General features: G+C 49.4%; 11 protein-coding genes. 6 read left to right on the forward strand and 5 right to left on the reverse strand.

The features are described from left to right. The first annotated feature begins 10 nt into the window (after positions 1-10). The gene (locus BEA93_RS10100; RefSeq protein ID WP_105224548.1) at positions 11-658 is read left to right on the forward strand and encodes a TetR/AcrR family transcriptional regulator; all 648 of its coding nucleotides are present in this window, start codon (positions 11-13) and stop codon (positions 656-658) included. Here the strand turns inward: BEA93_RS10100 and ytfB are convergent. Then, positions 642-1,280 carry a cell division protein YtfB gene (gene ytfB / locus BEA93_RS10105; protein ID WP_001517640.1) on the reverse strand — a complete coding sequence of 213 codons (639 nt, stop codon included), beginning with the start codon at positions 1,278-1,280 and terminating at the stop codon, positions 642-644. The genes BEA93_RS10100 and ytfB overlap by 17 nt on opposite strands. Before the next feature lie 217 nt (positions 1,281-1,497). Here ytfB and fklB point away from each other — a divergent pair, with 217 nt between their 5' ends. From fklB to BEA93_RS10130, 4 genes are all read left to right on the forward strand, one after another. Continuing rightward, a complete protein-coding gene (gene fklB / locus BEA93_RS10115; protein WP_000211229.1) occupies positions 1,498-2,118 on the forward strand; it encodes an FKBP-type peptidyl-prolyl cis-trans isomerase in 621 nt (206 codons plus the stop codon). Between the two features lie 301 nt (positions 2,119-2,419). Beyond that, positions 2,420-3,823 carry a D-serine/D-alanine/glycine transporter gene (gene cycA, locus BEA93_RS10120; protein WP_000228359.1) on the forward strand — a complete coding sequence of 468 codons (1,404 nt, stop codon included), beginning with the start codon at positions 2,420-2,422 and terminating at the stop codon, positions 3,821-3,823. 266 nt (positions 3,824-4,089) lie between these two features. Beyond that, positions 4,090-5,247, forward strand: coding sequence for a hypothetical protein (locus BEA93_RS10125; RefSeq protein ID WP_105224547.1), 1,158 nt, complete (start codon positions 4,090-4,092; stop codon positions 5,245-5,247). A gap of 32 nt (positions 5,248-5,279) precedes the next feature. Next, a complete protein-coding gene (locus BEA93_RS10130; RefSeq protein ID WP_105224546.1) occupies positions 5,280-6,773 on the forward strand; it encodes a hypothetical protein in 1,494 nt (497 codons plus the stop codon). Positions 6,774-6,825: 52 nt separating this feature from the next. Here BEA93_RS10130 and ytfE read toward each other — a convergent pair whose 3' ends face one another. The 3 genes from ytfE to BEA93_RS10145 all read right to left on the reverse strand — a co-directional run bounded on the left by ytfE (position 6,826) and on the right by BEA93_RS10145 (position 9,530). Continuing rightward, positions 6,826-7,488 (reverse strand): iron-sulfur cluster repair protein YtfE, encoded by a 663-nt coding sequence (gene ytfE, locus BEA93_RS10135; RefSeq protein WP_000331472.1) that lies wholly within the window; start codon positions 7,486-7,488, stop codon positions 6,826-6,828. A gap of 107 nt (positions 7,489-7,595) precedes the next feature. Beyond that, positions 7,596-8,561, reverse strand: coding sequence for a DMT family transporter (locus BEA93_RS10140; RefSeq protein ID WP_010379620.1), 966 nt, complete (start codon positions 8,559-8,561; stop codon positions 7,596-7,598). Between the two features lie 108 nt (positions 8,562-8,669). Next, positions 8,670-9,530: an SDR family oxidoreductase gene (locus BEA93_RS10145; RefSeq protein WP_001517644.1), complete on the reverse strand. Its 861-nt coding sequence runs from the start codon at positions 9,528-9,530 to the stop codon at positions 8,670-8,672. 88 nt (positions 9,531-9,618) lie between these two features. Between BEA93_RS10145 and BEA93_RS10150 the strand changes: the two genes are divergently transcribed. Beyond that, positions 9,619-9,999, forward strand: coding sequence for a winged helix-turn-helix transcriptional regulator (locus BEA93_RS10150; RefSeq protein WP_001517645.1), 381 nt, complete (start codon positions 9,619-9,621; stop codon positions 9,997-9,999). Between the two features lie 112 nt (positions 10,000-10,111). Here the strand turns inward: BEA93_RS10150 and cpdB are convergent, their stop codons facing one another. Beyond that, on the reverse strand, positions 10,112-12,055 hold the full coding sequence (cpdB, locus tag BEA93_RS10155; RefSeq protein WP_105224545.1) for a 2',3'-cyclic-nucleotide 2'-phosphodiesterase: 1,944 nt from the start codon (positions 12,053-12,055) through the stop codon (positions 10,112-10,114). Positions 12,056-12,114: the final 59 nt, after the last annotated feature.

Consider the following 12,114-nt stretch of genomic DNA (forward strand, 5'->3'; position numbering starts at 1 on the left):
GGGAAGCGTTATGTATCTTGATACCAGCAACGTACAAAGCCTGAAGGAAAAACTATTATTATGTGCGGTTAATGAATTTGCCGAATATGGTTATGAAGGGGCCAGAGTCGATAATATCGTGAAGGCTGCGGAGTGCAGTAAACAGACGGTTTACCATCACTTTGGTAATAAAGAAAATTTATTTATCGAAGTGCTGGAATATACCTGGAATGATATTCGACAAAAAGAAAAATCCCTTGATGTTTCAGGTCTCCCTCCACAAAAAGCAATTGAAAAAATCATCGATTTTACCTGGGATTATTACATTGCTAATCCCTGGTTTTTAAAAATTGTGCATAGTGAAAACCAGAGCAAAGGTGTGCATTATGCAAAATCACAGCGTCTTCAGGAAATTAACCACGCGCATTTGCAGTTAATGGAATCCTTGTTGGCTGAAGGGAAGAAACTCAATATTTTTAAGCCTGATATCGACCCGTTGCAGGTGAATATCAATATTGCCGCGCTTGGAGGATATTATTTGATCAACCAGCATACGCTTGGCCTGGTTTATCACATCAGCATGGTTTCACCGCAAGCGCTGGAAGCCAGACGTAAGGTCATTAAAGAAACGATCCTTAGCTGGCTTCTGCTTGAACCTTCATCTACCGCGCTCGAATAAAACTGCCATCTGGCTGGCGGGTAAACAGAACCTGTTGATTATTCTCCGTATCAATGGTTAAGCCCGTCACCACGCCGCTGGCGTTCTGGCGAATTTTCACTATCTGCCCATTTTGCAAATTACTCAGCGGTTTACCCACGCCTTCTACCTGCGCCATTGCATAGACATCAGTGGCGGGTAGACCGTGGTCGCGGAACAGTTGCGCCATCGTTTTGCCGGGTTCGACACGGTAAGAGCGCCACTGGTTGTCAATTCCGCTATCTGGCTGGAAAGGTTGTGTTTGTGCGGTTTGCGGCTGATCTTCAGGCTGACTTTCCTGTATCGGTTCAGGGGCGACCGGTGCCACCTGATCGGGATCATTTTGTGGGGTGACTAATTGCGCCCGCAGTTGTTCTTCCGTCGGCGGTTGGGATTGCGACTGAATATCCAGTTGCGCTTCACGCGTCACCACCGGCGCGTCGGGCGTATCATCAGACGGAAGTAGAAAACCGACCACCAATACAATGGCGGCAATAATGATCCCCCGACGATGCATCGGCGGCAGCGGGTCCATGAAGCGAAAATTGTCCGGCGCGTGCCAGACTTTCTCCAGGGTTGGTTTTAGTTCAAAGCGCCCGGGCATGGTTTCCTCCTGCTCCGCGTCTTGTTCCTCAATCATAGCCTATGAATAAGCTAACGCTATGATGTCCGTGGTAAACCCGCTTTTATTATATTCATACGGGATATTGCTATTGTTTCTTTTTCCCCGTGATTTGTCATCATTCCCGCGACAAAGTTTTACCCAAAGTTGTGTGGCTGATATGCTGCCCGCTACTTTTTACCCTAAGAAAGGAAATACGATGACCACCCCAACTTTTGATACCATCGAAGCGCAAGCAAGCTACGGCATTGGTTTGCAGGTAGGGCAACAACTGAGTGAATCTGGTCTGGAAGGGTTACTGCCAGAAGCACTGGTTGCAGGCATTGCTGATGCGCTGGAAGGCAAACATCCGGCTGTTCCGGTTGATGTGGTGCACCGTGCGCTACGTGAAATCCACGAACGTGCCGATGCTGTTCGTCGTCAGCGTTTCCAGACGATGGCTGCCGAAGGTGTGAAATACCTTGAAGAAAACGCCAAAAAAGAGGGTGTGAACAGCACCGAATCTGGCCTGCAATTCCGCGTGATTAATCAGGGCGAAGGCGCAATTCCGGCACGTACCGACCGCGTTCGCGTTCATTACACCGGTAAACTGATCGACGGTACTGTATTTGACAGCTCCGTTGCCCGTGGCGAACCGGCTGAATTCCCGGTTAACGGCGTGATCCCAGGCTGGATTGAAGCACTGACTCTGATGCCGGTAGGTTCTAAATGGGAACTGACTATCCCGCAGGAACTGGCTTATGGCGAGCGTGGCGCTGGCGCGTCTATTCCTCCGTTCAGCACCCTGGTGTTTGAAGTCGAACTGCTGGAAATCCTCTAAGCAGCGCATTCTGTTCCCCTCGAGCCAGAGGGGAGCAGGCATTCAGCAATAAACCCTTCAGTTTGCCAAACGGCGCTATTTTGTGTTGCAAAGACCACGTAAGCGTGTATTTTTGTGAGCTATTTCGCGTTATCACCGTGATATGACACTCACTTTAAACATTAAATTAACATTAGATCTAAATCTTAGTATTCATCCCGCGCATTGTTACCTAATATCGATGAGTCCCGATACCGATTCGTCGTATCATAGACTGACAAAAGGCCGCAGAGCCTGAACAACACAGACAGGAAGAAAAAACATGGTAGATCAGGTAAAAGTCGTTGCCGATGATCAGGCTCCGGCTGAACAGTCGCTACGGCGCAATCTCACAAACCGGCATATTCAGCTTATTGCCATTGGCGGTGCCATAGGTACAGGGTTGTTTATGGGTTCCGGTAAAACAATCAGTCTTGCCGGGCCGTCGATCATTTTTGTTTATATGATCATCGGTTTTATGCTCTTTTTCGTGATGCGGGCAATGGGGGAGTTGCTGCTTTCGAATCTGGAATATAAATCTTTTAGTGACTTCGCTTCCGATTTATTGGGGCCGTGGGCGGGTTATTTCACTGGCTGGACTTATTGGTTCTGTTGGGTGGTAACCGGTATGGCGGATGTTGTGGCGATTACCGCTTACGCGCAGTTCTGGTTTCCAGGACTTTCCGACTGGGTGGCGTCGTTGTCGGTGATCATTCTGTTGCTGGTTCTTAATCTCGCCACCGTGAAAATGTTTGGTGAGATGGAGTTCTGGTTCGCGATGATCAAAATCGTCGCTATTGTGTCGCTGATTGTTGTCGGTCTGATTATGGTGATGATGCACTTCCAGTCACCGACTGGCGTAGAAGCGTCGTTTGCGCATTTGTGGAATGACGGCGGCTGGTTCCCGAAAGGCTTAAGCGGCTTCTTTGCCGGATTCCAGATAGCGGTTTTCGCTTTTGTGGGGATTGAGCTGGTCGGCACAACGGCTGCGGAAACCAAAGATCCAGAGAAATCACTGCCGCGTGCGATTAACTCCATTCCGATCCGCATCATTATGTTCTACGTCTTCGCGCTGATTGTGATTATGTCCGTGACGCCGTGGAGTTCAGTGGTCGCGGAGAAAAGCCCGTTTGTAGAACTGTTTGTGCTGGTGGGGCTGCCTGCGGCGGCAAGTGTGATTAACTTTGTGGTGCTGACCTCTGCGGCTTCTTCTGCTAACAGTGGCGTATTCTCTACCAGCCGTATGTTGTTTGGTCTGGCACAGGAAGGCGTCGCGCCGAAAGCGTTCGCTAAACTCTCTAAACGCGCAGTACCAGCGAAAGGGCTGACCTTCTCTTGTATCTGTCTGCTCGGCGGCGTGGTGATGTTGTATGTGAATCCAAGCGTGATTGGCGCGTTCACCATGATCACCACGGTTTCAGCGATTCTGTTTATGTTCGTCTGGACTATTATCCTTTGCTCGTACCTGGTGTATCGCAAACAGCGTCCACACCTGCATGAGAAGTCGATCTACAAGATGCCGCTCGGCAAGCTGATGTGCTGGGTATGTATGGCGTTTTTTGTGTTCGTTATCGTGCTGCTGACGCTGGAAGATGACACTCGGCAGGCACTGCTGGTTACTCCGCTGTGGTTTATCGCGCTGGGGCTGGGCTGGTTGTTTATTGGTAAGAAACGTATAGCGAAGTAATGCTGCTAAGGCACCTGCGGGTGCCTTTCAGGCTGCAAAATTGCCTGATGCGCTACGCTTATCAGGCCTACGGGAGCTCTGCCATATATTGAATTTGCGTGCTTTTGTAGGCCGGATAAGGCGTTTACGCCACATCCGGCATGAACAAAGCACACTTTGTCTGCAATCTCTTTTGTCTTTATACATTCCTAAAAATACTTCCCGTCATCGACAGCGCCCAGGCGCGGGCTTACCGTGAATCTTTGCCACTTATTGCAGAGTTCACTATGGCTAAGCACAGTTGGTTATTAATCGCCGCATTACCTCTCTCCATTTCACCTTCCTGGGGCGCAGATTTTTATTACCGCCAGCAGGAGAAAGGTACGGTTTACATTGCCGAACAGAAGGGGGAAAAAGATGAGATCCTCTCCGAATTACCAGATATTAATTTTTCCCACCTTTGGCGCATTGCCAATTTAGCCAATAAACAAGAAACCCGCTTACTGTCCGATTTTAATCCCGATAAGTTCGATTGCGATGATGAGGGGGATTGTCAGCATACCTGGCTCACCGATGGACGCTCTGTCCTTTGGGCAGGCAAAGTCCTGACAAAACCATCCGGTAAACCTAATGTCGATGCCACCAGTTTTCAGGCATTCGGCGCTTTCGCTGCCGATAAACGCAGTATCTATTTTGATGGTCAGCGTACCGATGATAATAGCGGTGATAAGCAGGTGGATATGTCAACGCTGGAAGAGACGGACATCTGGAATTTACTGCGTGATAAAAATAGTCTTTGGCATAAAGGTCGCTGGTTGGGTCATGCCGATGGATTTCAAATCGTGCGGCATGATTCAGCCATACAATTTGTTGTGCTGACAAATTCGCAGGTAATTGTTAACGGTAAGCTTCTGCCCGCCGATCGCAAAACTTTTCAGATTAAACGTTGGATGCCTGGTGAACGGTTGGTTTATCGCGATAAAAGCGGCGAGCATGACTATGAGCTTGAGGATATTGAGTATCGCTGTGCGCCATTTAATAGTGGTCTGAATAATGTGTCCTGGCTCAAACATGAAGCCACTCCAGCGGGCAGTGACTGTGTTTATGAAACGCTGGTGGGGGTTGATCCGGAATATTTTTATCTGTTTGTTTGGGACACCGGTTTATATAAGAACCAAATTTATAAAGTAACAACCAACGCCTTGGGTGAAGGTGAATTGATTAATCTTAAGTCGGAGGAACTCTCCGGCTCACTTGAAGCAGGTGGTTGGCGGAGATTAATTAATACGTATATATCTCCAGACGGGCAGCTTTACGCTCAACAAGCGACTGAAATTGTGAAAGAGCGTGCCCGGCAAGGTGAATGGCTGCGTTATAACCTGGGTGTGGGAGGATGGTCATCGGTGAAGCAACCTCCGAGCGGACTAAAACCCTTATTTAAATAACCTCTTCACACTAACAGCTTCAGGATGACGCTATGTTGCGAATTAAACCCCTTTGTCTCGCCCTGGCTTTATTTTCAACCACCTCACTAGCCTGCTCCGGTGTACCTTCTGCTGCGTTTTACTACCAGCCGTGGGGGCAAGGAACAAAATATAGCGTTGAAGATAGTGACGATTATGGACTCTATTTCCCGGATATTCATTTACCGCAGGTCAAGTTTAAGCAACTTCGCCGCGTACCCAACGGCACTGATGATAAATATGATTCTCCGGATAATATCAATAATGATTTTGTACAAGTGGATGCTGGCACTTATATCAGAACTAATGGCGGCTGGCGTTTCGACTGGTTGACTGATGGCCGTCATATTTTATGGGCAGGGAAAATAGTCCAGAACCTGCCGGGAACACCGAAAGTCGATGCCGCAACATTCCGTGCCTGGGGACGTTTTGCCGCTGATAAAGACAGCCTCTATTTTGATGGCGAACGCACGGATGATAACCGCGGCGAAAAGCAGGTTGATATGGATTCGCTGCAACAAGTCGGCGGTCGCGTTCGTTCAGGTGATTCTGCGGATGTGCTCAAAGATCGCCGCAATATTTATTTTCAAGGGCGTTGGTTAGGCAGTGCACAAGGGTATTCTATTCTTGGCGTTAAATCCTGGACACGTCGCCCCATTCTTTATTCACCTAATAGTTGTGAAAGCAAAAGTAATCCTGGACCGTGGGATACCATTTGGCGAACCCAATCGCAGGTCTTTGTGAATGGAGATGCCATCAATGCCGATCCGGATACCTTTCATCTTGTGCGCTGGATGGCCGGTTCACTACTGATTTATCGCGACAAAAACGGGGAGAAACGTTATTCGTTCGGGAAAGATTGCCGGAGTACGTTTGATCTACAGCGAGATAAAGTAACATGGTTGACGCGTGATGCTTCCCGGCGCGCTAATGACTGCCGGGTTGCGACCATTCCTGATGTTGATCCGGAATATTTTCGCCCGTTGACGCAGAATGTGGCGCAATATAAAGATTCGCTCTATCTGGTGAAGTATGTTTCTGGGGTCGAAAAAACGCTTTCGGTTATTTATTTACCCGACCCCAAACAAGAATTACAGGGAGGCGTTAATATTGTAGGGAATAAAGTTTATTTCATCGCGAGCGCTGATGTGACTATTTTCGATATTAATGGGCATTGGACGTGGTATAAAAGCCCCGATGGCACAACATTAAATTATTTGGCACATGATGACCGCTATACGTATTTTATTAACGAAGACACGGTTGAGCTCTTTGAACTGAAAGGCCAATGGACGTGGTTTAAATACGCCAATGGTCAATTATCAGATACCTTTGCTCATGATGACCATTATATTTATTACGTAGGAGATGGGTTGGTTCGTGATGCGAAGCGGCGTAATGAGACTCGACAACTCAATGCGGCGCATCTTGATAAAAACGGCAGTCTGCTTACCGTTGAAGGTAAGTACACCAGTTACAATAATGAATTGCTTCCACTGAGTGACTGAATCACTTAACAATCAACGATCCTGCTCATGTCAGGATCGTTGATCAAACAAATCACTCACCCGCCAGCGCGCGTGGGAACAGTACATTATTTTCCAGACTGATGTGCTCCATTAAATCATCAATCAGTTCATTAATACCGTTATACATCGCTTTCCAGGTGGTGCAGGCTTCCGGCGGCGGTGTGACGTTATTGGTAATGTGTTTGATAACCTCCAACAGCTCACCTGCTTCATCGTGTTCGCTTTCCATTACGCTGATTGGCCCCATCGCCTGGCTGCCCATGCCTTGTTTGATCATCGGGAAGAGGATCTGCTCTTCTTTCATCATGTGGCTGGAAAGCTCTTCATGCAGCATAGTCAGGTATTTTGTCAGCCCTTTTGGCACGCTCGGTTTGTCGGCGTGAACGCGCTCTACTTTGGTGGCTTGCAGGATCAACTCTGGCAGTTGTTCACGGTGACGATCGTGGTAGCGCACGATGATATGGTCGATGATTTCTGCCAGCGGCGCGCTACGCCAGTCTTTCTCAATCGGTTGTTCAGCAAGCTTTGCCAGTTCGGCTTCAATGACGTCAACATCCAGTTCTTTACGTGCCGCCGCGCGAGCCAGCGTCTGCTTACCGCCGCAGCAGTAATCCATATCATATTGACGAAACAGAGCCGAAGCGCGAGGAATAGAGAGCGCCAGTTCACCTAAAGGTTGGTCGCGATAAGCCATAGCTGATACCTCATTCTTAATAAGATAAGATGTATTTTAAATGCATCTTTAAGTTAAAAGCTATAACCCTTACGTAGCAGAGGATTATTTAACAGACTGGCAAGGTGTCAACTTTCAGAGACAGGTTCAGCTAAGGGTTTTTCCGGTTTTGCTCTGACTGCAATGATCACGCCGGCCACTAACAGCGCGATACCGCTCAGCGTCATCAGCGGTGGAATTTGTTGGCGGAGTAAAAAGGTGTACAGCAAACCTGCCAGCGTTTCGAAAACAATCAGCGGCCCGAGGATCACCGTCGGTAATCGCTGGCTGGCGACGTTCCAGCAAAGTGCGCCGACCCATGAGCAAAGCACGGCGATAGCAATCATCAGGCTAATAAAGGCCAGTGGACGGGAGCCAAAAGGTAGAGAGAAATCAGGCATTTGCGTATTCAGCCAGAAACAAGCAACAACATAACCGATGAGCGAAACCGGCAGCGTGACCAGCGCCTGCGCCGTCGCCCACATCATTGGATGTTTGTCTGGATTTTCCCGCAGCCAGCGGGCGTTGCGCAATGCATACCACGCCCAGCAAACCACGGAGACTAATGCCAGCATGACGCCTGAGGTATAACGTGCCCAGTCAAAATTGGGGAGACCGTGGTTTAACTCAGCAATATTTACACACGCAAGGCCGATACCAATACAAACCAGCGCCGGGGCGAGTTTCCCCCACGCGAGTTTGCCGTCGCGCTGGCTGTACAGCAAATTGGCAAAGACCGGGATAACCACTGGCAGGGTGCCGATAATCATCGTGGAAACAGGCGCGCCGGTTCGCTGAATGGCACTGGCAAGGCAAAAGTAATAGATGAGATTGCCCATCATGGTGAGCATTAGCGCGGTAAGCCAGTCGCGACGTGTCAACTGGCGCAGACGCACGCGCCCCAGCCAGGCAATGGGCAGTGCAATTAAACCTAATGCCAGATAGCGTCCCATTGATTGCAACATCGCCGGGTATTCTGGAACGATCAACGGCCCGACAAAAATAAGCCCCCACATCAACCCTGCTAACAGGGCGTACAGCACGCCGCTAATCATCACTGGCATCCATTGGTCTGTCAGAAGAAATATTCAGGGAACAGAGATGGTTGCTCCCCGCATCCCGTCATTATCAGAGAGGATGCGGGAGGATGCCACTTTAATTAACTAGTTATTAACATTAAAAAGCGCGTTTACGCTTTCGGCTAATGTTGTTGTCGGGCGGCCAATCAGCGTGCTGAGTGTTTTGCTGTCATCAAACAGACCACCTTTTGATGCGCCAACGTCAGAGTCAGCCAGCATATCCGCCAGTCCGCCAGGAAGACCAACGCTTTTCAGCGCTGCGGCGAAATCGGCTTCGCTCATATTCTGGTAGATAACTGGTTTGCCGCTCTGTTTGGTCAGCTCTGCCGCTAACTGTGTCAGCGTCCAGGCGTTGTCGCCCGCCAGCTCATAGACTTTGCCTTCGTGACCTGCTTCGCTAATTACGCGTGCCGCAGCCTCTGCGTAATCTGCACGAGTTGCTGAGGCAATTTTGCCATCGCCCGCCGCACCAATAAATACGCCGTGTTCCAGTGCTGCCGGGGCGCTGGCGAGGTAGTTTTCAGTGTACCAGCCGTTGCGCAGCAGGGTATAAGCGATGCCAGAATCAGCCAGCATTTTCTCCGTCTCGATATGCTCAGCAGCCAGGCCGAGCGGGGAGGTGTCCGCATGTAACAGGCTGGTGTAGGCGATAAATTTCACGCCAGCCGCCTTTGCTGCATTAATAACATTACGATGCTGCGAGGCTCGCTGTCCCACTTCGCTGGAAGAGATCAGCAGCAATTTTTCCACGCCCTGTAGCGCAGATGTCAGTGCAGCTTCATCGCCGTAGTCAGCCTGACGCACGCTAATGCCTTGTGCGCTCAAAGCATGCGCTTTTTCCGGATTACGTGCGATAGCCACTATTTGGCTGGCAGAAACGGTTTGCAGCAAAGATTCAATTACATTGTGACCAAGCTGGCCGGTCGCGCCGGTGATTGCGATCATGAGAAATCTCCATTGGTTTGTCTTGTGTTTAAATACGCTAACACCTAAACTAACTTTTAGTAAGTACATACAAAAAGGTAAGTATGAAATGAGTCGGGTAAGCCTGTCGCAACAACTGAAAGAGGGAAACCTCTTCGCTGAGCAGTGTCCGTCGCGGGATGTGTTGAAACACGTTACCAGCCGTTGGGGTGTACTGATTCTGGTGGCGCTGCGCGAAGGCACTCATCGCTTTAGCGACTTGCGGCGTAAAATGGGCGGAGTGAGCGAAAAGATGCTCGCGCAGTCGTTACAGGCGCTGGAGCAGGATGGATTTGTTAACCGTATCGCGTATCCGGTGGTGCCGCCGCATGTGGAATATAGCCTCACACCGCTGGGTGAACAGGTCAGTGAAAAGGTTGCTGCACTGGCAGACTGGATTGAGTTGAATTTGCCAGAGGTGCTGGCGGTGCGGGATGAACGTGCGGCATAACTGCCGGAGACCTACGATTCGTGGTTTGTAGGGCGGATAAGACGCGTCAGCATCGCATCCGCCAGGAAGTGCCGGATGCGATGCATGATGTGTAGACCGAAAACGGTGTGTCTTACTTACTCAAATCCACCTGATAAATCGCAAACCCGATATCATCAGTCGCGACTTTATTCATCGGATACTGACCCTTCTCTTTAATAAAGTCTGCGGCTTTATCGGACGGGGACGTTTCAAAACGAATATCCAGTTTTTTATCACCGGCAATCGGCGCTAAACGCCAGTTATTATCTGCCGCTGGGTGAATTTCTCCTGCACGCTTCGACTCTTCAGCAATCCACGCTGCCAGCACCGAACGGTTCTCATCCGGCGACGCAAAGGCGATATGGCTGTCGCCTGTTCCGGCAAATTTGCCACCGTATGCACGATAATTATTGGTAGCAACCAGGAACATCGCGTCCGGATCAATCGGTTTACCATTAAAGGTCAGATTCTTAATCCTTTCCGCATTGGCATTAATCACCTGACATTCACCGTCATAGCGGGCTGGCTGGGTAACATCAATCTGATAATTCACGCCGTCAATCACATCAAAGTTATAGGTACGGAAGCCATCCCAGTTGATTAATGACTGCGGTTTAGTGCTGCTGGGATCTATCTGGTTAAACTGCCCGGCGGAGCACTCCAGCCACTCTTTAACTTCCTTGCCGCTGGCTTTTACCACAATCAGCGTATTGGGATAGAGATAGAGATCGGCGGCATGACGGAAAGTCAGTTGGCCTTTTTCCACTTCTACATAGCTGGCAGGATCGTTCTTGCGACCGCCAACTTTAAACGGCGCAGCGGCAGAGAGCACCGGCAGTTTTGCCAGATCCGGATCGCCCTGAATGTAATGTTCGACATACGCTTTTTGCGCGTTGTTCACCACCTGCACCGTCGGATCGTCCTGTACCAGCGCCAGATAGCTATACATATTGTCGGCGGATTTCCCGATAGGTTTGCTGACAAACTGGCGTGTGGCATCGTGATCGGCTTTCAGCGTTGCAACCAACTTGCTGTCTTCAGCGGCGAGTGATTTTTTATTGGCGACATCGTAAATCGGGCGAGCTTCCGCTTTTGCTTGCGTCACCTGCCATTTCCCGCTGTCATTATTGAGTTGCAGATCGACCACGCCGAGATGATCGCCCCACATGCCTGGCATTACCGCCGGAACACCGTTAATCGTACCTTTGGCGATATCTACGCCTTTGATATCAGCAAAATCTTTGCCCGGGAAGACGGCATGGGCATGACCAAACATAATGGCATCAACGCCCGGAATTTCACTGAGATAATAAACTGAGTTTTCCGCCATTACTTTATACGGATCGGCAGACAGACCAGAATGCGCCAGAACGACAACGACATCGGCACCTTTCTCGCGCATTTCCGGCACGTACTTGCGCACTGTTTCGGTAATATCGTTAACGGTAACTTTGCCGGATAAATTGGCTTTATCCCATCCCATAATCTGCGGTGGCACGACGCCGATATAGCCAATTTTCAGCGTTTGCTTTTTCCCGTCTTTATCGACTACTTCGGTGTCTTTAATTAAATACGGTGTAAACATCGGCTGGTTGGTTTTTACGTCAATGACATTGGCATTTATATAGGGGAATTTCGCCCCCGCCAGCGCATTTTTCAGGTAATCCAGACCGTAATTAAATTCATGATTGCCGAGTGTGCCGACGGTATAATCCAGCGTATTCAGCGCCTTATAGACCGGATGAATATCACCGGCTTTTAATCCTTTAGCCGACATGTAATCCGCCAGCGGACTGCCCTGAATCAGGTCACCGTTATCGACCAACACGCTATTTTTCACTTCATTGCGCGCGTCATTAATCAGGCTCGCGGTGCGTACCAGCCCAAATTTTTCTGTGGATGTGTCTTTGTAATAATCGAAATCCATCATGTTGCTATGCAAATCAGAGGTTTCCATTATGCGTAGATCGACTGTTGCCGCATTCACGCTGGCAGCAATCAGCGTGGCCAGGAGCGTTGCGCTAAACTTAATCATAAGGGACATCCTTTTATGAACGAGAAGATGAAACGTCTTTCATACGGAGCGTGAAGGAT

This window comes from Escherichia sp. MOD1-EC5950 (assembly GCF_002965345.1).
Lineage (GTDB): Bacteria > Pseudomonadota > Gammaproteobacteria > Enterobacterales > Enterobacteriaceae > Escherichia > Escherichia marmotae.

Excerpts from the sequence above, each read along its gene's own strand:
- BEA93_RS10100 (WP_105224548.1), top strand. The coding sequence starts at position 11 with ATGTATCTTGATACCAGCAACGTACAAAGCCTGAAGGAAAAACTATTA.
- ytfB (WP_001517640.1), bottom strand. The coding sequence starts at position 1,280 with ATGCCCGGGCGCTTTGAACTAAAACCAACCCTGGAGAAAGTCTGGCAC.
- fklB (WP_000211229.1), top strand. The coding sequence starts at position 1,498 with ATGACCACCCCAACTTTTGATACCATCGAAGCGCAAGCAAGCTACGGC.
- cycA (WP_000228359.1), top strand. The coding sequence starts at position 2,420 with ATGGTAGATCAGGTAAAAGTCGTTGCCGATGATCAGGCTCCGGCTGAA.
- BEA93_RS10125 (WP_105224547.1), top strand. The coding sequence starts at position 4,090 with ATGGCTAAGCACAGTTGGTTATTAATCGCCGCATTACCTCTCTCCATT.
- BEA93_RS10130 (WP_105224546.1), top strand. The coding sequence starts at position 5,280 with ATGTTGCGAATTAAACCCCTTTGTCTCGCCCTGGCTTTATTTTCAACC.
- ytfE (WP_000331472.1), bottom strand. The coding sequence starts at position 7,488 with ATGGCTTATCGCGACCAACCTTTAGGTGAACTGGCGCTCTCTATTCCT.
- BEA93_RS10140 (WP_010379620.1), bottom strand. The coding sequence starts at position 8,561 with ATGATTAGCGGCGTGCTGTACGCCCTGTTAGCAGGGTTGATGTGGGGG.
- BEA93_RS10145 (WP_001517644.1), bottom strand. The coding sequence starts at position 9,530 with ATGATCGCAATCACCGGCGCGACCGGCCAGCTTGGTCACAATGTAATT.
- BEA93_RS10150 (WP_001517645.1), top strand. The coding sequence starts at position 9,619 with ATGAGTCGGGTAAGCCTGTCGCAACAACTGAAAGAGGGAAACCTCTTC.
- cpdB (WP_105224545.1), bottom strand. The coding sequence starts at position 12,055 with ATGATTAAGTTTAGCGCAACGCTCCTGGCCACGCTGATTGCTGCCAGC.